Source organism: Thermosynechococcus sp. PKX82 (assembly GCF_031583255.1).
Classification (GTDB): Bacteria; Cyanobacteriota; Cyanobacteriia; order Thermosynechococcales; family Thermosynechococcaceae; genus Thermosynechococcus.
Map to the genome: position 1 here is coordinate 1,826,180 of NZ_CP134169.1, position 24,689 is coordinate 1,850,868.

At 53.3% G+C, this 24,689-nt stretch carries 23 protein-coding genes and 1 tRNA gene; 13 read left to right on the forward strand and 11 right to left on the reverse strand.

Annotation, left to right across the window (positions count from 1 at the left end):
- Positions 1–26: 26 nt before the first annotated feature.
- The 4 genes from cobT to RHH53_RS09070 form a co-directional block, all read right to left on the reverse strand.
- Positions 27–1,115, reverse strand: coding sequence for a nicotinate mononucleotide-dependent phosphoribosyltransferase CobT (gene cobT / locus RHH53_RS09055; RefSeq protein ID WP_310743698.1), 1,089 nt, complete (start codon positions 1,113–1,115; stop codon positions 27–29).
- Complete coding sequence (gene pgeF / locus RHH53_RS09060; RefSeq protein WP_310438179.1) at positions 1,112–1,882, reverse strand: peptidoglycan editing factor PgeF; 771 nt, start codon at positions 1,880–1,882, stop codon at positions 1,112–1,114. The genes cobT and pgeF overlap by 4 nt, the downstream gene beginning before the upstream one ends.
- A 44-nt stretch (positions 1,883–1,926) precedes the next feature.
- Positions 1,927–2,220, reverse strand: coding sequence for a nucleotidyltransferase family protein (locus tag RHH53_RS09065; RefSeq protein ID WP_310438178.1), 294 nt, complete (start codon positions 2,218–2,220; stop codon positions 1,927–1,929).
- Positions 2,221–2,305: 85 nt separating this feature from the next.
- Positions 2,306–3,019, reverse strand: a complete 714-nt coding sequence (locus RHH53_RS09070) for a phycocyanobilin:ferredoxin oxidoreductase (RefSeq protein WP_302678108.1) — start codon at positions 3,017–3,019, stop codon at positions 2,306–2,308.
- A gap of 87 nt (positions 3,020–3,106) precedes the next feature.
- Between RHH53_RS09070 and shc the strand changes: the two genes are divergently transcribed.
- Entirely contained in the window at positions 3,107–5,035 is a 1,929-nt protein-coding gene (gene shc, locus RHH53_RS09075) for a squalene--hopene cyclase (protein ID WP_310743699.1), read from the forward strand.
- A 6-nt stretch (positions 5,036–5,041) separates the two neighbouring features.
- On the opposite strand, the gene RHH53_RS09080 is transcribed toward shc, so the two are convergent.
- Together RHH53_RS09080 and RHH53_RS09085 are read right to left on the reverse strand one after the other, a co-directional pair.
- A complete protein-coding gene (locus RHH53_RS09080) occupies positions 5,042–5,881 on the reverse strand; it encodes a M48 family metallopeptidase (RefSeq protein ID WP_302678110.1) in 840 nt (279 codons plus the stop codon).
- Between the two features lie 88 nt (positions 5,882–5,969).
- Entirely contained in the window at positions 5,970–6,959 is a 990-nt protein-coding gene (locus tag RHH53_RS09085; RefSeq protein ID WP_206199891.1) for a cysteine synthase A, read from the reverse strand.
- Between the two features lie 137 nt (positions 6,960–7,096).
- Here RHH53_RS09085 and RHH53_RS09090 point away from each other — a divergent pair.
- Positions 7,097–7,183, forward strand: a tRNA-Ser gene (locus RHH53_RS09090).
- A gap of 113 nt (positions 7,184–7,296) precedes the next feature.
- Here RHH53_RS09090 and RHH53_RS09095 read toward each other — a convergent pair.
- Both RHH53_RS09095 and pyrR read right to left on the reverse strand, forming a co-directional pair.
- On the reverse strand, positions 7,297–8,091 hold the full coding sequence (locus tag RHH53_RS09095) for a site-specific DNA-methyltransferase (protein WP_206199892.1): 795 nt from the start codon (positions 8,089–8,091) through the stop codon (positions 7,297–7,299).
- Between the two features lie 15 nt (positions 8,092–8,106).
- Complete coding sequence (gene pyrR, locus RHH53_RS09100) at positions 8,107–8,649, reverse strand: bifunctional pyr operon transcriptional regulator/uracil phosphoribosyltransferase PyrR (protein ID WP_302676066.1); 543 nt, start codon at positions 8,647–8,649, stop codon at positions 8,107–8,109.
- 360 nt (positions 8,650–9,009) lie between these two features.
- On the opposite strand from pyrR, the gene uvrB reads away from it, so the two are divergent.
- The 3 genes from uvrB (at position 9,010) to ispF (ending at position 12,250) form a co-directional block, all read left to right on the forward strand.
- Positions 9,010–11,019: an excinuclease ABC subunit UvrB gene (gene uvrB / locus RHH53_RS09105; protein WP_206199894.1), complete on the forward strand. Its 2,010-nt coding sequence runs from the start codon at positions 9,010–9,012 to the stop codon at positions 11,017–11,019.
- Positions 11,020–11,177: 158 nt separating this feature from the next.
- Positions 11,178–11,687, forward strand: coding sequence for an allophycocyanin subunit beta (apcB, locus tag RHH53_RS09110; RefSeq protein ID WP_149818761.1), 510 nt, complete (start codon positions 11,178–11,180; stop codon positions 11,685–11,687).
- 80 nt (positions 11,688–11,767) lie between these two features.
- A complete protein-coding gene (gene ispF, locus RHH53_RS09115; RefSeq protein ID WP_302678113.1) occupies positions 11,768–12,250 on the forward strand; it encodes a 2-C-methyl-D-erythritol 2,4-cyclodiphosphate synthase in 483 nt (160 codons plus the stop codon).
- 9 nt (positions 12,251–12,259) lie between these two features.
- On the opposite strand, the gene RHH53_RS09120 is transcribed toward ispF, so the two are convergent.
- The gene (locus RHH53_RS09120) at positions 12,260–13,006 is read right to left on the reverse strand and encodes a pentapeptide repeat-containing protein (protein ID WP_302678114.1); all 747 of its coding nucleotides are present in this window, start codon (positions 13,004–13,006) and stop codon (positions 12,260–12,262) included.
- A 95-nt stretch (positions 13,007–13,101) separates the two neighbouring features.
- On the opposite strand from RHH53_RS09120, the gene RHH53_RS09125 reads away from it, so the two are divergent.
- Positions 13,102–14,055, forward strand: coding sequence for a LysR substrate-binding domain-containing protein (locus tag RHH53_RS09125; RefSeq protein WP_315862887.1), 954 nt, complete (start codon positions 13,102–13,104; stop codon positions 14,053–14,055).
- A gap of 1 nt (position 14,056) precedes the next feature.
- Positions 14,057–14,701, forward strand: a complete 645-nt coding sequence (locus tag RHH53_RS09130; protein ID WP_302676062.1) for an alpha/beta hydrolase — start codon at positions 14,057–14,059, stop codon at positions 14,699–14,701.
- Here the strand turns inward: RHH53_RS09130 and RHH53_RS09135 are convergent.
- Positions 14,688–15,338, reverse strand: a complete 651-nt coding sequence (locus tag RHH53_RS09135; protein ID WP_302676061.1) for a diacylglycerol/polyprenol kinase family protein — start codon at positions 15,336–15,338, stop codon at positions 14,688–14,690. The genes RHH53_RS09130 and RHH53_RS09135 overlap by 14 nt on opposite strands.
- Positions 15,339–15,364: 26 nt before the next feature.
- Positions 15,365–16,489 carry a non-hydrolyzing UDP-N-acetylglucosamine 2-epimerase gene (gene wecB / locus RHH53_RS09140; protein ID WP_302678115.1) on the reverse strand — a complete coding sequence of 375 codons (1,125 nt, stop codon included), beginning with the start codon at positions 16,487–16,489 and terminating at the stop codon, positions 15,365–15,367.
- A 268-nt stretch (positions 16,490–16,757) separates the two neighbouring features.
- Between wecB and RHH53_RS09145 the strand changes: the two genes are divergently transcribed.
- The 6 genes from RHH53_RS09145 to cas7c all read left to right on the forward strand — a co-directional run bounded on the left by RHH53_RS09145 (position 16,758) and on the right by cas7c (position 24,595).
- On the forward strand, positions 16,758–17,273 hold the full coding sequence (locus tag RHH53_RS09145; RefSeq protein WP_206201676.1) for a bifunctional nuclease family protein: 516 nt from the start codon (positions 16,758–16,760) through the stop codon (positions 17,271–17,273).
- Position 17,274: 1 nt separating this feature from the next.
- Positions 17,275–18,396, forward strand: a complete 1,122-nt coding sequence (locus tag RHH53_RS09150) for an aldo/keto reductase (protein ID WP_302678116.1) — start codon at positions 17,275–17,277, stop codon at positions 18,394–18,396.
- A gap of 242 nt (positions 18,397–18,638) precedes the next feature.
- Positions 18,639–20,858 (forward strand): CRISPR-associated helicase Cas3', encoded by a 2,220-nt coding sequence (gene cas3 / locus RHH53_RS09155; RefSeq protein WP_310744265.1) that lies wholly within the window; start codon positions 18,639–18,641, stop codon positions 20,856–20,858.
- A 68-nt stretch (positions 20,859–20,926) separates the two neighbouring features.
- Entirely contained in the window at positions 20,927–21,610 is a 684-nt protein-coding gene (gene cas5c, locus RHH53_RS09160) for a type I-C CRISPR-associated protein Cas5c (RefSeq protein WP_310743700.1), read from the forward strand.
- Positions 21,607–23,382 carry a type I-C CRISPR-associated protein Cas8c/Csd1 gene (gene cas8c, locus RHH53_RS09165; RefSeq protein WP_302678119.1) on the forward strand — a complete coding sequence of 592 codons (1,776 nt, stop codon included), beginning with the start codon at positions 21,607–21,609 and terminating at the stop codon, positions 23,380–23,382. Before cas5c ends, cas8c begins: the two co-directional genes overlap by 4 nt.
- Before the next feature lie 52 nt (positions 23,383–23,434).
- Positions 23,435–24,595: a type I-C CRISPR-associated protein Cas7/Csd2 gene (cas7c, locus tag RHH53_RS09170; protein WP_302678120.1), complete on the forward strand. Its 1,161-nt coding sequence runs from the start codon at positions 23,435–23,437 to the stop codon at positions 24,593–24,595.
- Positions 24,596–24,689: the final 94 nt, after the last annotated feature.

The window sequence follows — 24,689 nt, forward strand, 5'->3', positions numbered from 1 at the left end:
CCAATGAAAGTCGCTCTCAAAGAAGATCACATCCCTTTAGACCAGCGATCGCCCAACCTGTCAATAATATGCACCATGTCTGAATTGCTCCAGCCCGCCAGCAGATGGGCAGCAATGGCACACCCCCCCGCACCAACCCCTTCCTTGACAAACCCCTGTTCATAGGCACGCAGGGCAGGATGACGGGATGCGCTGAAATCAAGTTGCGTGTAAATGAGTGGACACTGAACACGCTCTGCCAAGCGGTGAATCTGAGCCGTTTGATCTTCAATCAGCCAGCGGGTTGTGCCCACCACGATTTGTGCGGGACACCAAGGAAGCTGACGCCACTGGGCGATCGCTCGCGCAAAGGCATAGACCGCCATCATTTGTGACCCCCCCGCCAGCAACACACCACAGGTTTGACTTGCCCGCAGGGCCATAGCCGCCACCACCACCTGCATTGGATCGCCAATCGCTGCTACACAAGTGAAAGGATCCGCATTAGCAGGGAGATGGGCAAGCCCCTGTTGCACGAGTGACCACTTTTGGGCATGGTTACTCTGGCGATGACTACTGCCTACACAATCGCGAGCGGGGATGCCCAAACTTTCACAGAGGGCAAGGGCAGTGGTTGTGCCGCCCACGACACATTCAGCAATGATCAGCCACGGATATTGGCTGCTGAGCTTGGCTCCCCAAGACCATCCCTGTTCCCAGAGCTGCGCTACAGTTTGGGCTGTCATCGCTTCACCCGTGGTTAGGCAGCGCGCCGGTGCGCCTCCCAAATCAATCATCTCGGGCAGACGCGGCAGCGGTAAACCGGCATTAAAGACGTACAGCGGCAATGCCAGCGCCTCAAGAAGGGCACGACTAATTAGGGCAGGCGAGGCACCCGCCGTCAGGGGTGGCAGGGGATAGTGGTAGCGGGGTTGAATGCCTCGCAGCAGAAACTCGCCATCCGCTAGGGCTGTGATCCGGCGATCGCTGGGGGTTTGACCCGCTGCCGAGATTCCGGGAATCAATGCCGTTTCCGTAAAGCCAAGAACACAGACTAGGGCAGGAAAGTCGGGGTGCTGGCAGTGGCGATCGCCCCAAGCGCGGGCAATGGATTCTCCCGTGGCAACGCCAATCATACTAATCGACTAATAATTCCCGACCACTGCACCTGCTTGAGGTGTTCACGGCGATAGGAGAAAAAGCATTCAGCATCGCGAAACGTACAGTGGGGAGACAGGGCAATTTGCTCGTCCCTTAGCCCCAATTGCAGCAATTGCAAGCGATTCACCCGTGCCACATCCACCCGAAGTCGCTCAGGGTCTGGATCAAGAAAGATCATCTCTGGGTCTAAGGCAGCGAGACGCTGGTAAAGATCATCGCGGTCAGTGGTTTCCGTCACCCCCTCAAGAATGGTCTGCGCCAAGGCACGGGCCACATTCAGCCCCACTTGATAGACCTCACCGCGAATCGCAGGCCCCATGGCAATCCGTAAATTGGCAAGATCACTGCCGAATGCTTGCATCTGCTGGAGCGTGGCCCTAGAGATTTGGATCGCTGTCCCCCGCCACCCCGCATGAATCGCCGCAACCCGTCCACTGCCCACATCGGCAATGAGTAGCGGCACACAATCGGCACTACACACCCAGAGGGCTTGATCAGACCCTGTGGCCACAAGGGCATCCGCTGCCAATCGTTCATCACGGGCTAAAACTTCTGCTGCCAAAGCCACGCGATCGCCATGCACCTGTTGGGTTCGTAGCGGTGTTGCTGTCGTGCCTAGGGCTGCGGTGAGAGTGCTGAGGTCTTGTCCTTGCCAATCGCGAGTAAAGAAGCCATGCTGAAACCCCTGCAAAAGATCGCAGGTGAGAAAGCGCCCGAGGTCAGTGGTTTGCCAGCGCCACATTGTCAGATCCAATGACAGCTAAACTATGGCGTTCTCATAGCTTCCTAGAAGGCACGAATCGCCTCCTTTAATACCTCCTCCCTAAGCCTTGAACGTAAAGATTGGGGTGTGCCCAAATCAACAGAACAGCTTAAGATTTTCTCCAAATATTCTTTTAGCTCAATGAAGGTAAATAATCCAACAGGCCTTTCAAACTCTACTAACAAATCAACATCACTTTCAGCGTGAGCTTCATCCCGTGCCACTGAACCAAACAGCTGCAGGGTCTTTACTGCAAATTTTTTAAGGGATTCTCGACGGTTTTCTAAGGTATTGATCCCTAATTGACGACTCAACATTCCAATGTTTCCTTATTCCTTTAATCTGAATCTGACCGATCCACTGGCTGATGCGGTTCATCGGGGAGAGAGTCCTTAAGGGGTTCTAGGCAGCAGGGGGCAAGTCAAAGAGAACGGTGGTCATGTAGCGTTCTGCCCAAGCAGCACCAAAGGCTTTTTCCAGAACCCGGCGGGTTTTATCGTTCTGCTGTTGCTGGTGGCAGTAGTGCCGTTGGCCGGCAATCACGGCTTCGGGCTGATCCGTGGGCACAGCTTGCTGGCTAAGTTGACAGTGGAGCGTGAGGTACTCACCAATGCGATCGAGAAATTGCTGTTCCTCAGTGTCTCCCTGTGGCCGAATAAAAATGCAAAAGGACGAGAAGATATGTCCCCAAGGGGGCAACTCACGGGGTTGACTAAAGGTGAGTTTTGGCAAAGCATTTAAGGCCGATGTATAGGCAGCGGGCAACTCACCCGTCACCGGCGAGAGATCCACAATTGCGGCACTAATTTGCCCTCGGCCACCCACGAGGTCACAGCCAAACATTGGCAGATCGTAGCGCGGCTCTGGAAACATGACACAGTGTAAAATATCCAGACTCTCCCCCACCCGTGCCAGTTCAAGGTGAAGTTTGCGAAAGGGCGGCGCTTGGTAGCAGTGGTTCTCAATCGTTAGCCGCTCCCCTTCCAGTTTGCCCTCGACATAACCGAGATCCTCAGGCAGGGTATAGGGGGCTAAGGGCAAAGTGCTTTGCCAAATCTGCTCAATGCGATCGGCGAGCCGCTGAATTAGGGGATGCTGGTGTTGACGGAGAGACATAGCCTTGATCCTAACCCAAGTCTGTGCCGCTTGCGAGGGAGCGATCGCCCCCGCTAAACTAACCAAGAGTCTAACAGCCGAGGAATCATGCAAACTCAAATTGCCGCTGCCATTGACCCAAAGCAACTCCAACAGGCGATTCGTGCCAGCCAAGACTTTCTCTTTTCACAGCAATATGCCGAGGGCTACTGGTGGGCAGAATTAGAGTCCAATGTGACCATGACCGCAGAGGTGATCCTGCTCCACAAAATCTGGGGCACCGAACAGCGGCTACCCTTGGCCAAAGCGGAACAGTATTTGCGCAACCATCAGCGGGATCACGGCGGTTGGGAGCTATTTTATGGCGATGGCGGCGATCTCAGCACCAGTGTTGAGGCTTACATGGGACTGCGACTGTTGGGCGTGCCCGCCGATGATCCTGCCTTGGTGAAGGCACGGCAATTTATCCTTGCTCGCGGTGGCATTAGCAAAACTCGCATCTTTACCAAACTGCACCTTGCCCTCATTGGCTGCTACGACTGGCGTGGGATTCCCTCCCTCCCCCCTTGGATCATGCTCCTGCCGGAGGGTAGCCCCTTCACTATTTATGAGATGTCTAGTTGGGCACGCAGCAGCACCGTGCCGCTGTTGATTGTCATGGATCGCAAGCCCGTTTATGCCATGGATCCGCCCATTACCCTCGATGAACTCTATGCCGAAGGGCGGGCAAATGTGATCTGGGAACTGCCCCGCCAAGGCGACTGGAGTGATGTCTTTATTGGTCTCGATCACGTTTTTAAGCTCTTTGAAACCCTGAACATTAATCCCCTCAGAGAACAGGGGCTAAAGGCCGCCGAAGAATGGGTGCTCGAGCGTCAAGAAGCTAGTGGCGACTGGGGCGGCATTATTCCGGCGATGCTCAACTCCCTATTGGCATTGCGTGCCCTTGACTATGCTGTGGATGACCCCATGGTGCAGCGGGGGATGGCAGCAGTGGATCGCTTTGCGATTGAAACCGACACCGAGTATCGCGTCCAGCCCTGTGTCTCCCCAGTTTGGGATACTGCCTTGGTCATGCGCGCCATGGTGGATTCAGGCGTCGCCCCCGATCATCCCGCCCTGGTCAAAGCTGGCGAATGGTTGCTGTCAAAGCAAATCCTTGACTATGGGGACTGGCACGTAAAAAACAAAAAAGGTCAGCCGGGGGGATGGGCCTTTGAATTTGAGAATCGCTTCTACCCCGATGTGGATGATACAGCGGTGGTGGTGATGGCGCTTCATGCTGTGACCTTGCCTGATGAAAACCTCAAACGGCAAGCCATTGAGCGGGCAGTCGCTTGGATTGCCTCAATGCAGTGTCGGCCGGGGGGCTGGGCAGCCTTTGATGTGGACAATGACCAAGATTGGCTGAATGCCATTCCCTACGGCGATCTCAAGGCAATGATTGACCCGAATACTGCTGATGTCACGGCACGGGTGCTGGAGATGGTGGGGCGGTGTCAGTTGGCCTTTGACAGTAGTGCCCTCGATCGCGCCCTTGCTTACTTGCGCCATGAGCAGGAACCGGCAGGCTGTTGGTTTGGCCGCTGGGGGGTGAACTACCTCTATGGCACGAGTGGGGTGTTGGCAGCCCTCTCCCTTGTTGCTCCTCGCTACGATCGCTGGCGCATTCGCCGTGCCGCTGAGTGGTTGGTGCAGTGTCAAAATGCCGATGGTGGTTGGGGTGAAACCTGCTGGAGCTACAACGACCCTTCTCTCAAGGGCAAAGGCGATAGCACCGCTTCCCAAACTGCTTGGGCCATTATTGGCCTTTTGGCCGCTGGCAATGCCACAGGAGACTACGCCACAGCAGCCATTGAAAAGGGGATTGCCTACCTGCTGCAGACCCAGCGCGCCGATGGCACATGGCACGAGGATTACTTCACTGGCACGGGCTTTCCCTGCCACTTTTACTTGAAGTACCACTACTACCAGCAGCACTTTCCGCTGACGGCCTTGGGGCGCTATGCTCGCTGGCGCAATCTGTTGGCTAGTTAGGTGAGATTAGAAGGAGCGCAGTTGTTGTTGATAGACCACCGGATCGGTGCCACACAGGGGTTGGGGGGCAACCACACAGTCATTGCTCAAACCAGAGCGAATTAAGTTTTCAGCAAGCAACTGACGATCGCGCGGCGCAGGGTGGGTACTCAAAATCGTTGGCGGTGCCCCTCCCTCCCGTTGCAATTTCTGCAGAAATGTCACCATCGCCCGTGGATCATAGTTGCTGCGAGCCAATAGCCCCAACCCATAGCGATCGGCCTCTAGTTCCTGCTCACGACTGCGAGGACGTCGAAAGGCAAGTTCCATGGCCATTTGTAGCCCGCGATCGCGATCCAAGCCCGCAGCCGTCATTAAGCCTTGGGCGATCGCCATTTGTTGCAGTTGACGAATCACATGGCGCTGATCAATGTGGCCAATTTCGTGGGCAATGACGCTGGCTAGTTCCGCCTCGTTTTCCGCCCGCAGCATTAGCCCTGTAGTGACATAGACAAAGCCCCCCATTGTGGCATAGGCATTCACTTGGCGGTCTTGGATGATGTGAAACTGGTAGGGCACACCTCGACGTTCGCCGACATTAACCAAGCGGTCACCAATGCTATGCACATAGTTTTGCGCAGCGGGATTGCGAACAAGGCGCATCCCTTGCCGCAGCATCTGCTCATGGATCTGTTGCCCCAAGGCCACCTCTTGGCGGGGCGAGATATTCGATAGTTGGATGACCTGAATCCCCTGCAACAGTAACCGCTGCCAGAGATTTTGGGCCTGTGCAGCCACAGGATGGAGAGCGATCGCCACCCCACAGACCAAGCTGGCAAAGAGGAGAAACCAACGTTGTTTTTTCACGGCTAATATTTCGCGTAAAGTCCACACCCACGCCTAGCGGCTACTTGCCCCCTTCTGACCCCTCTATTTCAGACATTGTTCCCAAGGCTTAACGTTTTTTAATCTCTGGCACCCGTAGCCCTTTACTGGCCAGCCACTCTGGATTAAAGAGCCGCGATTGATAGCGGGAACCCCCATCGCACAACACAGTAACAATTGTGTGACCGGGTCCGAGTTCCTTGGCGAGGCGTACCGCTGCCCCCACATTAATCCCGACGGAGCCACCCATAAAGAGGCCATCGTAGTGCAGCAGTTGATAAATGATCTCAAGGCACTCTTGATCCTCAATTTGAATCGCATCATCAATGGGAGCGCCTGCTAAGTTGGCGGTAATGCGGCTATTGCCAATGCCTTCGGTAATGGAACTGCCACTGCTACTGAGGGTGCCCGTTTTCGCATAGCTATAGATGGCACTGCCCATGGGATCGGCAATCACAGTGCGAATCGCGGGATTTTTTTCCTTGAGGTACATCGCCACCCCCGCATAGGTGCCTCCCGTGCCAGTAGCTGCTACCCACGCATCAATGCGGCCATCGGTCTGCTGCCAAATTTCAGGGCCAGTGGTTTCGTAGTGGGCTTGGCGATTGGCCAAGTTATCGAACTGGTTTGCCCAGATGGCATTCTCCATTTCCGCAGCAATCCGGCCAGAGAGCTTCACATAGTTATTGGGATCTTTGTAGGGCACAGCGGGAACGGGGCGCACCTCGGCACCTAGGGTACGCAACAGATCAATTTTTTCTTGAGATTGGGTATTGGGAATCACAATCAGGCACTTGTAGCCTTTGGCATTACAAATGTGGGCTAGGCCAATGCCCGTATTGCCTGCTGTGCCTTCGACCACCGTACCACCGGGTTTGAGAAGGCCCTTTTTTTCAGCATCTTCAATAATGTAGAGGGCAGCCCGATCCTTAACAGAGCCACCGGGGTTGAGGAACTCTGCCTTACCGAGAATTTCACAGCCTGTGAGGTCACTAAAGTAGTTGAGGCGAATCAGCGGCGTCTGCCCGACGGTGCCGACAAAACCCTGTTTAATATCCATGCCGTCGTTGTTTTAAGTTAACTGAATACTTTTATCGTAAAGGGGTTTGCCGCCAGAATTGCCTTGAGGGGGAGCGTGACGGAGTCAATCGCGAAGTGTGCCTTTGGCATTCACCTTTGCTATGATTGGAGATCCTTGGAGAGGTGGCAGAGTGGTTGAATGCGCTTGACTCGAAATCAAGTTTAGGGTAACACCTAACGGGGGTTCGAATCCCCCCCTCTCCGCTGATGTCCCCGATAGTTTAGAAAAACGGGTACCTCGCTTTAGCTAGCGATAGATGTAGTGGCACGACTGACCTAGAAGCTTGGCTAATAGAACCCGTCAAGCTCGAAAAGTCCTATAAATTGATCACATCAAAAAGTGTAATCTCATTCAGGAGTCTCTCCTTTGCCAGTTCTGCATATCGAGGATCAATTTCAACGCCGACGCCTTTTCGTTTGTTGGCAAAAGCTTCCACCAGTGTTGTGCCGCTGCCACAAAAGGGATCGAAGACGATATCGCCCGGAAAACTAAAGAGCTTGATACATCGTCTCGGCAGTTCCCTTGGAAACGGTGCAGGGTGACCAATCTTTTTTTTGCTTTCGCCGCTGAATGTCCATAGCCCGTTTGTCCATTCCATAAATTCTTCCCGAGTAATATCGGCCTTTTCATCGGACTTGCGCCGCCACTCCTCTTTGTACAACACCACAATTAACTCCACAGGCGCAATCACATAGGGTGCTGAGGGCGACATCCACGATCCCCAAGCCGTCCGCCGCGAAATATTACCCTCATTCCAGACAATGGTGGACTGATATTTCCAGCCAACCTCTTGAGCCAAAACCGTCAAATCCGCGCCAACACTGCGCTGTCCCCCTTTGTTTTTATCGAGGGGAATGTTAAGGCAAAACCGCCCGCCCGTTTTTGTCCAGTGAAAACAGTTGGACAGCCAAGCGCGACTAAATTCTAGATAATCGCTGTAGGGGACATCATCTTTGACTGAGCGATATTCAAGACCCACATTGTAGGGCGGGGAAGTCACAATCAGGTCAATAAAAGGCTCAGTAAATAAATCAGCATCAAGGCTATTGGCATTGAATAGCCATGTATCTTTCATTTGAAAGAAGGCTTCTTTTTTTGAGATGAATGGCATTGAGTTTTCCCAAGATTAAGAGGGTTTCCATAGCTCTACCCCATCCCGCTGATCAATCCCCTGCAAGAGTACCTTGACCACTTCATCGCGAGCCGTGGGCAGTACTTTACCCGTAAAGTCGGGGTGAATCGGCAATTCGCGGTGCCCGCGATCGATGAGTACCAATAACCAAATGGCACTGGGGCGACCGTAATCATGGACGGCATTGAGGGCAGAGCGAATCGTGCGGCCACTAAAAATCACATCATCCACCAAGACCACAATCCGCCCAGAGAGATCCACGGGAATCAGGGTCTGACGCGGTGTGCGCGGGCCAATGCGATCCAAGTCATCGCGATAAAATGTAATATCCAACTCACCAATGGGGAGGTTCACTCCTTCCAGTTGTTCAACTTGTTGCCCCAACAGCTTGGCAAGGGGAACCCCACGGGTATGAATCCCCAACAACACTAATTTGTCGAGGGCATCGCGAGCCTTCTCCACCACTTGGGAGGCTAAGCGCGTGACAGTGCGCCGTAGATCATCGGCACTGAGAATTTCAACGACTTCACCAGCCATAGCCGTCACGGTAGGGAATTCACAGATTTTAGCGAAATTCCCGCAAAAAGAGACCCTACGCCAAGCGGGTAGGGCCAAAGACGCAGTTAGGAGGTATCTTGCTTCCCTACGATACTGCCGATATTTTGGGGGAGCGAAAGCTTTTACCAATTCTTTAGATTTGGCGCAATTAACTGTTACAATACACGAGAAACTGTTATTTAGAATACCAAATCTTAGGGCTGCTTTCTCAAATAGGCGAGGACGTGGTTTTGACCGTTTCAAGCGCCTTCAATCCTTCTGAACAAGATTTTGGGTGGCTCGCTCCTCCGTTGCTCGACTACCCTAAAAGCTAGGTAAGAATTCGTTAGAAATTGGGCAATGACCAGTACTCCCTTTCGTATTCACGCTCCCTTTGAACCGACGGGAGATCAACCCCAAGCCATTCAAAAACTGGTTGCAGGGGTACAGGCGGGATATCGCTTCCAAACATTGCTGGGGGCAACGGGCACCGGCAAAACCCACACGATCGCCCGCGTTATCGAGGCCCTTGGCCGCCCGACCCTTGTGCTGGCCCACAACAAAACCCTTGCGGCGCAACTGTGCAATGAACTGCGCTCATTCTTTCCAGAAAATGCCGTCGAGTACTTTATCTCCTACTACGACTACTATCAGCCCGAGGCCTACATTCCCGTTACCGATACCTACATCGAAAAAAGTGCCTCTATCAATGAAGAAATTGATATGTTGCGACACTCGGCCACCCGCTCCCTCTTTGAACGGCGGGATGTAATTGTCGTTGCCTCCATTAGCTGCATCTACGGCTTGGGTATTCCAGCAGAGTACCTCAAAGCGGCGATTTCCTTGGAGGTGGGCAGTGAAACGGATCTGCGACAACTGCTGCGGCAACTGGCCACCATTCAATACACGCGCAACGATGTGGAACTGGGGCGGGGGCGCTTCCGTGTCAAGGGAGATGTTTTAGAAATCGGCCCAGCCTATGAGGATCGCATCATTCGGGTTGAGTTTTTTGGGGATGACATTGAAGCGATTCGCTATGTCGATCCCCTGACGGGGGAAACATTGCAGAGTGTCGAACGCCTGAATATCTATCCCGCGAAGCACTTTGTCACCCCTGCCGAACGCCTGGAAGCGGCTTGTGCTGCCATTGAAGCGGAACTGCAAGCCCAAGTGGCTTACTTGGAAGCCCAAAATAAACTCCTTGAAGCACAGCGCCTGAGTCAACGTACCCGCTATGACTTGGAAATGCTGCGACAGGTGGGCTATTGCAACGGTGTGGAAAACTACTCACGCCATCTCGCCGGCCGGGCAGCGGGGGAACCGCCGGAGTGTTTGATTGATTATTTTCCTGACGACTGGCTGTTGGTGGTGGATGAGTCCCATGTAACAGTGCCGCAAATTCGCGGGATGTTTAATGGTGACCAAGCCCGCAAAAAAGTGCTGATTGATCACGGCTTTCGGCTGCCCAGTGCGGCGGATAATCGCCCCCTGAAGGCGGAGGAATTTTGGCAAAAGGTGAAGCAATGTATTTTTGTCTCGGCAACCCCCGGCGATTGGGAATTGGCGGTGTCTGAAGGGCAAGTTGTCGAGCAAATTATTCGGCCGACGGGGGTCGTGGATCCAGAAATTTTTGTCCGTCCCACCCAAGGACAGGTGGATGATCTCTATGGGGAGATTCGCCTGCGGTGCGATCGCCAAGAGCGGGTACTGGTGACTACTCTCACGAAACGCATGGCCGAGGATCTCACGGAATACTTCCAAGAACGGGGGGTACGAGTGCGCTATTTGCACTCAGAAATCAATGCCATTGAGCGCATTGAGATTCTTGAAGCCCTGCGCCAAGGGGACTTTGATGTGTTGATTGGTGTCAACCTGTTGCGGGAGGGACTGGATTTACCTGAAGTGTCCTTGGTGGCCATCCTTGATGCAGATAAAGAGGGCTTCCTGCGGGCGGAGCGATCGCTGATTCAAACCATTGGCCGTGCTGCCCGGCACGTCCGTGGACAGGCGATTCTCTATGCCGACACCCTCACCGACAGTATGCAAAAAGCCATCCAAGAAACAGAGCGCCGCCGCGCCATTCAACTGGCCTACAACCAAGCCCACGGCATCACCCCTCAACCCATTGTCAAGAAAACCAGCAATGCCATCTTGGCCTTTTTGGATGTGTCTCGCCGCCTCAATGCCGAGTCGGTGCCTGTCTTATCTTCCCAAGCCTTACAGGAACTGAGCCTAGAGGATATCCCCCAACTGATCCAAGACCTTGAGGCGAAAATGAAGGCGGCTGCCCAAGAATTGGCCTTTGAGGAGGCTGCCCGCTACCGCGATCAAATTAAGCGTTTGCGCGATCGCCTCGTGGGGCACCCCTAGAATTATGAACTTTTGTAATAGTTCGCAACAGTCCGTAAACGGGAGCGAAGGGGGAGAAACCCTACCGTGATAAGCTAAGTACGATTTTAGATCCGCGCAATTTCGGCTGGCGTTCGGGTTGACGCTAGTTTTACCAGTTCTAGGAGTAAGAAAAACCTATGCGTGATGCCGTCACCACACTGATTAAAAACTATGACTCCACCGGTCGCTACCTCGATCGCGATGCTGTTGACAGTTTGCGCTCCTACTTTAATTCCGGTGCGGTACGGGTTAAAGCGGCAGCAGTGATCAATGGCGATGCCGCAGCCATTGTGAAGGAAGCGGGTTCTGCCCTCTTCACAGAGCAGCCGGAACTGATTCAACCCGGCGGCAATGCCTACACCACACGCCGCTATGCCACCTGCCTGCGGGATATGGACTACTACCTGCGCTATGCCACCTACGCCATTGTGGCCGGGGATGTGGATGTCCTCAATGAGCGCGTCCTCGAAGGTCTGCGGGAAACCTACAACTCCCTAGGGGTACCCATTGGACCAACGGTGCGCGGCATTCAAATCATGAAGGAGATTGTGCGCGATCGCGTGGCAGCGGCGGGCATCGAGGACACGAGTATTGTCGAACAACCCTTTGACTACATGTGTCGGCAACTGAGTGAAGTGAATATCTAGGTTGGCCAAGATAGAAGACTCTGCAACAATAGAGGGCGGTGGCATTGGCGATCGCCCCTTCGTTGTCCTGTGCAGCAAGTATGAAAATTCGCATTGGTAATGGCTACGACATCCATCAATTGGTGCCCGAGCGGCCTCTGATTTTAGGCGGTATCAAACTAGAACACACCTTGGGACTCTTGGGACACAGTGATGCCGATGTCCTCACCCACGCAATTATGGACGCCCTCTTGGGTGCCCTCAGCCTTGGCGATATTGGCCATTACTTTCCCCCCAGTGATCCCAAATGGGCAGGGGCAGATAGCCAAGTCTTGCTGGCGAAAGTAGCGGCACTGATTGCAGAACGGGGTTGGCAAGTGGGCAACATTGATGCCGTAGTGGTGGCAGAGCGTCCGAAGCTGAAACCCTACCTCGACCAGATGCGCGATCGCCTTGCAACCACCCTAGGGATTGATCGCGACCAGATTAGTATCAAAGCCACCACCAATGAAAAACTGGGGCCAGTGGGGCGTGAAGAGGGCATTGCCGCCTATGCCGTGGCGCTGCTCCAGTCAGAAGCTTAAGATGAACTACTAGCGAACATACAGGCTGTAGTGAAAATCCGTTTGCTCGCACTGGCTTTGCTGGAGATTGGCATGGCGAAAATTGGCCCAGCGACAGATGGCATGACTAAGGTTGGCGCGCACAAAAAGGGCATGGGAAAAATAGCCGCGCGTCAGTCCTGCATAGGCTAAATTGGCCGCATAGAAGTTACAGCGATAGGCTTGAACCCCCTCCAAGGACGCCTGTACCAAATGAGCAAACCGCAGCGTGGCTTCATTGAGGCTAGCCCCCATCAGCAGCGCAAAGGAAAAATCACTAGAAGCAGCACGGGCATGGCTGAGATCTGCTTGACACCAATTGCTGTGGCGACAATCCGCCTGTTCAAGAGTGACCCAAGAGAAATCGGCATAGGTCAACCGAGCGTACTGCAAGTTGGCCAGTTGAAAATTTGCCCGCTGGGCAGTGGCGCGATCGCCCACCACTTTTAAGAACAACGCCCCTCGGCAATCGGCATCATCGAGGTTCGCCGCTGTCAGATCCGCCTCATAGAGGTTAGCAAAGCGCAGATCCCCATGGGCAAGGTTCACCTCTCGCAGACAGGAACGGCTGAGATTGCAGCCCCGCAGGTCATAGCCCCGCAGATCCATGCCCGTAAGATTCATTTCCCTCAAATCTACAGTAAGCTGAGGATAAGCTTGCCGCCATTCGTTCCAGAGGTGTTTTCCCCCTCGCAGGCGATCGCTCATTACCTGATTTGAGTGCCCTTTGATCATCATTCTTGCCTTGAGATTCCTCACATTTCGTTATCGTGGCGTGAAATTTGATAGAATTTCATCTATGTAGCTCTATCGCTGACGAAAGGAGAATGGGTTTGAAACAAGCAACCCTACATCAGCTTAAGGTTTTTGAGGTCACTGCTCGCCACGGAAGTTTTACCCGCGCTGCCGAGGAACTCTTTCTGACGCAGCCCACCGTTTCGATTCAAATGAAGCAGTTGACCCGTGCCGTTGGTATGCCCCTCTTTGAGCAAGTGGGCAAGCGGCTCTATCTGACAGAAGCCGGCAAGGAACTGCTGGCCACCTGCCAAGACATCTTTGAGCGCCTTGAGCGCTTTGAAATGGCCGTTGCTAATCTCAAGGGTCTCAAGCAGGGACACTTGCGGCTGTGTGTCATTACCACGGCCAAATATGTGATTCCGCGGCTGCTGGGGCCATTTTGCCAGCGCTATCCGGGGATTGATGTTGCCCTGACGGTCACCAACCATGAACAGGTGGTAGAGCGCATTCGAGGCAATATGGACGATCTCTATATTCCCAGTTGCCCACCGGAGAATCTGGATGTGGAGTGCCACCGCTTTTTGGATAATCCCTTAGTGGTGGTTGCCCCCAGTCACCATCGCCTCAGTGGTCGCAGTAAAATCCCGATCCAAGAACTGGCGGGAGAACCCTTTATTATGCGGGAGCAGGGATCGGGCACCCGCCAAGCGGTGGAGAAGCTCTTTGCAGAGCACGGTGTGCCGATCAATATCCGCCTTGAGCTGGGAAGTAACGAGTCCATTAAGCAGGCGATCGCTGGCGGCCTAGGGATTTCTGTCCTGTCTCACCACTGCTTAGCCCTTGATCGCGAGTCCAGCCAGTTGACGATTCTCGATGTCGAACATTTCCCGATTCAGCGGCACTGGCATTTGGTCTATCCTGCGGGCAAACAACTGTCGGTTGTGGCTCAGGCCTTCTTTGACTATGTGTCCACCGAGGGTCGGGAAATGATTGAATCGAGCCTCACCTATCCTAGTGTGGCGCCGGCCAAGGAACTCAACCCCGTCTAGCATGACAACCCTCCAATTTCTCACCTTTCCCGATCCGCCGATCGCGGCAGATCACAGCCTTCTATTGCTCCACGGCTGGGGTGCCAATGCCGCAGATCTGATTTCCCTTGGATCGTTGCTGGCTCCCCAAGCCCAAACCTATGCAGCGGAAGCCCCCTTTCCCCATCCTTACGTCCCCCAAGGGCGGATGTGGTACGACCTGAATCAGCACGATGCCCTCGGTGGCTCATTACTGCTCGATGAGCGGGCAATGGATCTAGCCACCAGTGAAGCGGCACTGCGGCAGTGGATTGCCAGCTTGCCCATTGATCTGAGCCGCACAATGTTAGGGGGGTTTTCCCAAGGGGGAGCACTGACATTGGCTGTGGGGTTAACGTTGCCCTTGGCAGGGTTGTTGGTCTTTAGTGGCTATTTGGTGCGCCCGCCAGGGGTAAGCTCTACCTCACCGCCCGTGCTGATGATCCATGGCACAGCCGATCCTGTCGTGCCCTTTGCCAGTGCCCAAGCCAGTTGGCAAGCCCTGCAAGCGGCAGGCGTGAAGGGAGCGTTTCATGCCCTACCCATGGCTCATGAAATTAATGGAGACGCGATCGCGATCGCCCGCCAGTTTATTGAGAAGACCCTGCCTAACATCAACTCAAATTGAGTAACCCATAGGCAAGCAAAGCGCTACCGATCGGAACTGTGAGATTATCAACCCCTCGCCAAGCAATCAGTTCCAAAAGGGTCGCACCCAGACCTACTAAGGGGGCAATCCAGAGCAACTCTAAGGTCGCAATGGGGGTGAGGGATAGAGCCGCCACCACGGTACTCACACAGAACATGGTCAGGGTTCCTTCCCAGCTTTTACTGGTTCGCGGCAGGGGATGGCGTCCCCAGTTAATCCCCACAAGGGCAGCCAAGCCATCTCCCCAAGCCATCACTAAAATTCCCAGAACCGCCAGTTCCGGCAGCGTGTTCCAAAAGAGCGCCATTAATGTGCCAATACTCACCGCATAAAAAAAGGTGCCCCAGCTTTGACGCCCCACGCCACTAATACTGGGAAAAATCGGTATGCGGTAAGAAAGCAGTGTGACGACGCCAGCGATCGCTGCGGCCACAATTCCCCAACTCGTGGGTACCCCCAAGGCATAGGCAATGAGAATCACTTGACCGGCACCAATGTGAACCACTTTCCGTGACCATTCCTTGGCATTGGGAAGCCAAGCGTGAATCAGTTCTGCGGTTAACAGCACCAAGCCCAGCCAACTGGTGACCAAAATTCCTGCCCAGAACATTGTCATTGCTATCCTCAGATGGCCGTGGCTCCTTACTGTGTCTGCTGGGCAAAAAACTGGGTCACAATCTCAAGGATGCGATCGCTCGCATGACCATCGCCAAAGGGATTAATCGCCGTCGCCATGCGGTTGTAGGCCACTGGATCCGTGAGCAGTTCAATGGCTGCCGCGGCAATCGTATCCGCAAACGTGCCCACCAGTTTAGCAGTGCCAGCGGTGACCGCTTCCGGCCGCTCAGTGGTTTCCCGTAACACCAGTACCGGTTTACCAAGGCTAGGGGCTTCCTCTTGGAGACCACCGGAATCCGTCAGCAGGAGCGTTGCTCCCTTAATCGCTGCCACAAGAGCAGGATAGTCCAGTGGCTCCGTCAGAAAAACGCGGGGATGATGCCCCAAATAGGCTTTGAGGGGTTCACGCACAGTGGGATTGCGGTGCAGGGGCAAGAGCAAAGCGGTATCGGGAATCGTGTTTAAGATTTTCAGGAAGCCATTGGCAATGTCTTCTAGGGGGGCACCCCAGTTTTCCCGTCGGTGAACGGTGGCGAGGATCACGCGATACTGTTGCCAGTCAAGGCCGGGGACATGGCACACTGGCTGGCGATCGGCCACTTGCAGCAGGGCATCAATCACGGTATTGCCCGTCAAGTGAATACTACCCGTGACCCCGGCCGCCTGAAGATTCTTGACGGCTTGCTCCGTAGGGGCAAAATGCAACTGCGCTAATTGGGAAATAAGGCGGCGGTTGGCTTCTTCTGGATAGGGGTTGTAGAGATCGTCGGTGCGCAAGCCCGCTTCCACATGGCCGACAGGAATCTGCTGATAAAAGGCGGCAAGGGTAGCGGCAAAGGCGGTTGTTGTATCCCCCTGAACCAAAACAAGACGGGGCAGGAGTTCTTGATAGAGTTGCTCAAGGCCTTGGAGAGCACGACAGGTGATTTCGGTCAGGGTTTGCTTGGGCTGCATAATGGCCAAGTCCCGATCTGCCCGCAGGTCAAACAGTGCCATCACTTGATCCACCATTTCGCGGTGCTGTCCCGTGAGGACAACGTAGGGTTCAAACAGGGGCGATCGCTGGAAGGCTTGAATGACCGGTGCCAATTTGATTGCCTCCGGGCGCGTACCCAACGTAATGCAGATCGGGATCGGGGAAGCAATCATAGCCGTCTAAATACCAAAAATAATAAATAATAACTTTAGTGTACCGAGAAGCGAGCGTCAAAAAAGTGTCTAGTTGCCACTGCCCATGATTCCGTCGTTCGCCAGTCTTTTTCTAAAGCATGGAGTCCCAAGGAATGCCTGCGCGTCGCCCCTCCGTTACTTCCCCCATAGGGAGTCTTACAGTGGTAGGGGTGTGCCATCTTGGTGGGAAGGACTGTATGTTAATAATAGAAGGGAATGCACCGCCATTGCGCTCGCTGAGGTGGCCATGATTGAAATGACCGTTGCTGGGATTGCCCTCGATGCCACTAACCGTCGCACCCCAATTGTCTTACTCAAAGACGGTGCTGGACGGCGAGCACTGCCCATCTGGATTGGTGATAATGAGGCGCGGGCAATTTTAATGGCCTTGGAAAATCAACGAGCACCGCGACCGATGACCCATGATCTGATGGTCAACATTCTCAATGAATGGAATATGACCCTAGAACGGGTGGTGATCCATTCCTTGGAAGACAACACCTACTATGCAGTGCTCACCCTGCGCCAAGGAGAAACTCGTAAAGAGATTGATGCTCGTCCCAGCGATGCCATTGCCCTTGCCCTGCGCTGTGATTGCCCGATTTGGGTGATGGAAGCGGTTGTTGCCGATGCCTCGATTCCCGTCGATCGCGATGCTGACGAGGAAGAACGCCAAGCCTTTCGCCGCTTTTTAGATTCGATTCGCCCTGAAGATTTTATTCAGCAGGGCCGGGGAATGGAAGAGGATTCCTCCGCAGGCTAGAATGCGCTACCGCCGCTTTGGTCGCACGGGGCTGAACCTCTCGGTTTTTTCCCTTGGAACGATGCGTGCCTTGGGCAGTCCAGAGGTGATGCAGGCGGTCATTGAGGGGGCGATCGCCCACGGCATGAACCACATTGAAACCGCCGCCGCCTACGGTGCCAGTGAAGCCTATATTGGTCGTGCCCTCAAGGCACTGGGTCAGCCCCCCGTTTTTATCACCACTAAACTCTTGCCCCAAGGGGATGCGGATCACGTCCAGCGGCAAATTGCTCAATCCCTTGAGCGTCTTCAAGTCTCACGGTTAGATGGTGTCGCCCTCCATGGCCTCAACACCCCTGAGCATCTCGCATGGCTGAGCACTGAGGGGATGGCAATGCTGCGGCAGTTGCAAGCAGAGGGTGTGATTGGTGCTTTAGGCTTTTCCAGTCATGGATCGTTGTCTGTGATTTTGCGGGCGATCGCTAGCAACCAATTTGACTTTGTGAATCTGCATTACACCTACTTTCAGCAACGCAATGCCCCAGCGATCGCCGCTGCCGCCGAGCGGGATATGGGGATTTTTATCATTTCGCCAGCCGATAAAGGAGGACAACTCTACCGGCCTTCCCAACGGCTCCAAGACCTCTGTGCGCCCTTTCACCCTCTCCATTGGAGCTATCGCTGGTTGCTGAGTCAGCCGGCCATCACCACCTTGAGTATTGGACCGGCCACCGTTGCCGAGTTGGCCTTTCCCTTGGCCGTGGCTGATCAGGTGGCACCCCTGAGCGCTGAAGAGCAAGCGGTGGGCGATCGCCTGCAAGCAGTGATGCAGGAAACCTTGGGCACCGATTTGTGTCAACAATGTTATGCTTGTTTGCCCTGCCCTGAGGAAATTCACATCCCCGAAGTGCTGCGGCTTCACAACTTAGCCGTCGCCTACGACATGACAGAATTTGGCAAGTATCGCTATGGGATGTTTGGTCGTGCCGGGCATTGGTTTCCCGGTCAACCCGCCAACCGCTGTACTGAATGTGGCGATTGTTTGCCCCGCTGTCCCAGTGGCTTGGAGATTCCTCGGCTATTGCGCGAAACCCATGAGCAGTTGCAGGGCAGCTCGCGAACCCGCCTTTGGCAGAACATTTAATCAAATAATCAAAAATCGAAAAAACTTCCTATTTTCCCACCCAGTACCGAACTCAACTGTCAAGTATGGGTCAATCCCAATATTCCCGTCCTGTTCCCAACTCAGGGACTTCGCTAAAATCTAAAGTGAAGATAGCTTGTCATCCCGCCACGATGTTGCGCAGTATTGTCAAGGTTGGGTCAAAATTCTTTCTCTCAATCTCAATGTGAAGTATATAAGCTGAGAAAGAATTATGTGAAATGATGTCAAATTACTATGCTCATACTCCAAACCAAGATGGTCAATGGCATTCCCTGTCAGCGCATCTTTCTAAAGTGGCTGGTAGAGCGTCGAAGCTGGCTGGAAAGTTAGGTACACCTCAACTGGGCAACTATGGTGGCCTTTGGCACGACTTAGGCAAATACAACCCTGATTTTCAGGCTTATCTCCAAGCCTGTGCCCAAAATCAAGCTGTTAAAGAGAAAGTCCCTCACGCTAAGTATGGTGCGCTCCTCGCTTTTCAGAAGTGTCAGCCTCTTGCACCAATGATCTATGGCCACCACAGCGGCCTGCCTAATATGGCAGATTTGCAGAATCGGTTGGCGGAGGTTGATCGGGTAACCTACGAGCATATTAAAGGCCTAGCCAAGGCGGATGGGATTGATTTAGACCCGTCAGCAGATTTTCAAAAAGAGTTAACTTCCATTGCTAGCCCTGAGCTAGACATTGCAACTTGTAAATTAAATACTGAACTGTTCCTGCGCTTGCTGTTTTCCTGCTTAGTGGATGCGGACTACCTTGATACGGAATCCCATTTTGATCCAACCGCCGCAGCCCAACGGGGGCAGTACCCCTGCCTACAACAGCTATGGTCAGCGTTTGCAGCGAATCAGACTCAATTGATGGCCAATAGCCTAAACACGCCTGTTAATACGGTTCGTAAGGATGTTTATCACCATTGCTTGACCACAGCCAAGGAGCCGCAGGGAGTCTTTCGCTTGGCAGTCCCCACTGGCGGTGGTAAAACCCGCAGCAGTCTAGCCTTTGCCCTTCAGCATGCTTTAACACATGGGTTAGATCGCGTCATTGTTGCGGTGCCCTACACCAGCATTATTGAGCAAACAGTCGCCGTCTATCGGGAGATTCTGGGTGAAGACACTGTTCTGGAGCACCACAGCGCAGTACAAACAGATTTTCAGAATGAAGATGATGCGCGATCGCTCCAAGCCTGTGCCCGCCTAGCAGCTCAAAACTGGGATGCACCGCTGATTGTCACCACGACGGTGCAACTATTTGAAAGCCTATTTGCCAATCGCCCCAGCCGTTGCCGCAAACTTCACAACATTGTCAACAGTGTAATTATTTTAGATGAGGTACAGACCCTGCCGCTGAAACTGTTAGCTCCTATTCTGAGTGTTCTGAAGACACTAGTAGCGCGGTATCGAGTCACGGTTGTGCTCTGTACGGCAACGCAGCCCGCCTTAGCTGGAACAACGCCCTACCTAGAGGGATTTGACAATGTCAGGGATATCATTCCGCCTGAAGAAGCTCAACAACAATTCTGCACCCTGAAGCGGGTCAATTATGAGCAGCTGCCAATCCTGTGGTCATGGCAAGACCTTGTGGCGGATTTGAAGCAGCAACATCAAGCCCTCGTCGTGGTGAATACCCGCAAAGATGCGCTTGCTATTCTGGATGCCTTGGGTGAGGAGGAGCGCGATCGCCAGTTTCATCTTTCAACATTGCTCTACGGTGCCCATCGGCAAGCTGTCCTACAGGAGGTGCGCGATCGCCTGCGAAACAATCAACCCTGCTGGCTTATTTCTACTCAAGTGGTCGAAGCGGGTGTAGATTTAGATTTTCCGGTCGTTTATCGCGCCATGGGGCCACTGGATCGCATTGTGCAGGCGGCAGGTCGCTGTAACCGTGAAGGGCAACGTTCATCCTTGGGACGGGTCGTGATTTTTGACCCCCAAGAGGGTCGCACGCCTCAAGGGGAGTATTGCACCGCTGTTGAAACTACTCGCACTTTACTCAGGCAAGCCATGGTTGACCTAAATGACCCTACAGTTTTTCAGAGGTATTTCCAGCAGCTTTACCAAGTTCATGATCTTGATACCGAAAAAATTCAGCAGTATCGTCAGGCATTCAACTTTCCCGAAGTTGCGCAACGCTTTCGTCTCATCGAGGATCACACGTATCCAGTTGTCATTGTGCCCGATCAAGCAAAAAATAAAGATGAACACAATCAAGTAAAACAGTTAATTCGCCGTATTCAGCAACGCGGCTTAAGGGCAAAAGAAATCCGCGCATTGCAGCCTTACCTTGTCAACCTACGCACCAAGGAATTTCATGACACTGAGCACCTGCGGGAACTGATTGCTGCTGGCCTCTGGGCTTGGCAGGGTGACTATGACCCTCTCAAAGGGATTGCGATCGCAACAAGCCCCATCGTCGCAGATCCCAGCGATCTTATTTTTTAGGTCAGTCAGAGTTAAACTAGAGGAACGGCATCATCGGCTTTCCTAAGCCAATCAAAAGTAAGCTGGCGATGACAATTAAAATCAAATCAATGCTCAGTGTTAAAGTTTGGGGGGATTATGCTTGCTTCACCAATCCTGCCTTTAAGGTGGAGCGGGTGAGCTATCCAGTGATGACACCTAGTGCCGCGCGGGGGGTGTTGGAGGCGATTTTTTGGAAACCTGAGTTTATTTGGCAAGTGGAAGAAATCCACGTTCTGAAGCCGATTCGTCATTTTTCAATTACCCGCAATGAGGTCAACTCTCTGCAAAGCGATCGCGCCGCCCGTCAAGAGAGCTACCGCTATTTTGCTGATGAAGATCGTGCCCAGCGCCATACCCTAGCACTGCGGGATGTGGCCTATGTGATCAAGGCTCAGATTGTTCTACGTCCCCATGTCAATGCTGACATTGCCAAGTACTGTGAGCAGTTTCGCCGTCGGGTCAGGAAGGGGCAATGCCACCACCAGCCTTACCTAGGTACTCGTGAATTTAGTGCCTTCTTTGAGGAACCTACGCCAGCGGATCAGCCGATTGCCCACAGTGATGATTTGGGGTGGATGTTGCTGGATGTCGTCTATGAGCAGGATACCAAGGTAAAGACCCTCAGCTACTGGCGCCACGATGGCAATGGCGCCCATTTAACTACTGGGAAAGCAGAGCCAAAGTTTTTCCATGCCCGATTGATTAATGGTGTCTTAAAGGTGTCCCAATGACAATTCTCACGGTATTGAAAACCTATGCCGAGGAGCGGCTTGAATTGCCCCCCTCAATGTACGGCGAAAATACCATTGCTTGGCTTATTGAGCTAGATGATGCGGGCAACTTTCGGGGCATTACTCCCCTCAAAAGTAAGGAGGCGAAACGGGGACAACGGTTTGTCACCCCCCACGTTGGACGAACAAGTGCCGTTAAGCCCAAACTCTTAGCGGATACAGCGGAATATGTGTTGGGGATTCGTCGGCCAAGGTCAACCTCTAAGCCTGAGCTTGAGCGGGCTGAAGACTGCTATCATCAGTTTGTGGCCTTAGTGAAGTCCTGTGCAGAAAACACTCAGGAGCCAAGCGTCCAAGCCATTTCAAAATTCTATGAATCAGCAAACGCGGTCGAGGAGGCTAGGCAAGCCCTGCAAGCCTATAAAGATTTCGATGCGGGGGAGGGTGTAACTTTTCGGATAGGAGGGCAGCTTATACCTGCGGATGCAAGGGCTAACCTCTACTCTATTGAGCAGTTTTGGCAGCAGTACACGGGGAAACAGTCAGAGTCTGAGAATGGCGACGATAACCCCACAATGACCTGCTTGGTGACTGGGAAAAAGACGGTAGTGGCAAAGCGAATGCCATTTATGATTAAGGGTTTGCTCGGGGGGCAAACTTCAGGAGTAGCGATGGTTTCTGCGAATGCAAAAGCCTTTACGTCTTATGGATTGGAATACTCTCTAACGTCACCCATGTCTGCGGAGGCGGCGGAGAAGTTTACGAAGGCACTGAACCACTTGTTGCGGGATGAGCAATCCCACCTGTGTGTGGCGGAGACGACTTACCTTTTTTGGACGCGGGAAAAAACGACATTCGATGTCATGATGTTTCTGACGCAGCCCCAAGCGGATGAGGTTGCCAGTCTGCTAAAGTCGGTTCAAACCGGTCAGCAAGCCACTAGCTTTGATGCCGATCGCGCCAACTTGTTTTATGCTCTTGCTTTGCGTGCCAACAATAGCCGTGCGGTGGTCTGCGATTGGCTGGAAACAACGATTCCCAATGTACAGGCGCAGTTGAAGACGTGGTTTGAGGCACAGCGGTTGGTGTCGCCAATGGGGGGCGAGCCACGATTTTTCAGTCTTTATACTTTGGCTGAAAGCCTTTATCGCGATCGCGAGGCGGCGCGGCGGGAGATGCCGGCAAGGGTGGTGACGGCTTTGACTCGTTCTGCCCTCTATGGCGATCGCCTACCAGAGGATTTACTGGCTAAGCTGGTGCGCCGCAACTGTACGGAGCGTAAGCTGACCTACCCTCGCGCTGTGCTCCTCAAGTTAATCTTTTGTCGTGACAAGCGGAGACAATCCCTAATGACAAATATGCACGCCTTGAATCCCAATCCTAGCCTTGAAGGCGCTGACTTGGCGGCCTATACCTGTGGTCGCTTGCTGGCTCTTTTAGAGGAAATTCAACGGGCAGCCCTAGGGTCATTGAATGCCACATTGGTGGATCGCTACTATGGTGCCGCCTCAAATACACCTGCGGTGGCGTTTCCACCCCTGTTGCGGGGGGCACGTGCTCACCTCTCAAAGCTACGGAAGGAGAAAGGAGGAGCGGCGAAACGCTTGGAAGAGACCCTAGAGGAGGTGATTGCTCAGTTACCTACGTTTCCGAAAACACTGAATCTACAGCAGCAGGGCTTGTTTGGACTGGGCTACTACCACCAACGGGCAGAACAGCGCCGTCAGGCACAGGTGGCAAAGCAATCATCCGTGGCGATGGTTGACGGCTGAGGCAGCACGGAAGCCAATATTGACTTTGACTAAAGTAAGGAGAACGAAAGTAATGACGAATACGACTCATAGTTTTGCAGTGTACTGTGATCCTCAGAAACGGCATGATTTTTTGCTACTCTTTGATGTCACTGATGGTAATCCTAATGGGGATCCCGATGGTGGCAATTTGCCGCGCACTGATGCCGAAACGGCTCAAGGGTTGGTGACTGATGTTGCCCTGAAGCGAAAAGTCCGTAATTATGTTGCCACCTATGCGGAGTTTGAGGCGACTGAGGAAGAAGCAAAGCGCTTGAAAATCTTTGTGGAACATCGGGGGGTCTTGAACGAGCAAATCCGCAAAGCCTATGTAGCTGAAGGGATTCCTGTGGGTACCACTGTTAAGGAACCTGTGAAAGATGGCAAGGTTTTAGAAGGCTTGCGGCAACTTAAAGATGAGCTACCGGATGCGTTTACCTTTACCGACAGTGATGAGGAGTCGGATGAGGTCACTGCAACGCTAGCCTATAGTGGCGAACTGAGTGAGGATGAACTGAAGGAGTTTTATGGCAAAGATACCGTTGCAGAACTCCTCAAGCAAAACAAAGCCCTAGCTGCTTTTCTCAAGGAGGTCGTGAAGAAGGCGGGTAAGCCGGCAAAAGATCGCGATAATGCGGAGAGGGCACGGCGGTGGATGTGTGCGAATTTTTACGACGTGCGGATGTTTGGGGCAGTGATGTCCACGGGGCTGAATGCGGGTCAGGTGCGCGGTCCGATGCAACTGACCTTTGGGCGATCGCTAGATCCAATTTTGCCCACAGACCTCTCGATTACGCGGGTAGCGGTTACAGATGTCAAGGATCGAGAGAAGCTGCAAACAATGGGCCGTAAGGCAATAATTCCCTACGGTCTCTACCGTAGTTATGGGTTCTTTTCCCCTTATTTGGCGGCACAAACGGGGGTAACGGCAGAAGACCTTCAGCTTTTTTGGCATGCCCTTTTGGGGATGTGGGATCACGATCGCTCTGCTAGTCGAGGAATGATGGCGCTACGTGGGCTGTACATCTTTACCCATGACAACAAGTTGGGACGTGCCCCTGCCCACAAACTCTTTGAGCGTATCCATGTCGAACTGAAAGACAAAGCCTTACCCCCGCGAAAGTTTGAGGACTATCGTGTAACGGTTTGTGAGGATTCTTTGCCGGAAGGAGTCACATTAACTCGTTTGGCCTAGTGTTGCGATCGCCCCAAGTCTTTAACAGATTACATTAACGGGGCGATCAATAATTGCCATACGAAAAAGTTTTGACTTAGCTGTGCATGATTAC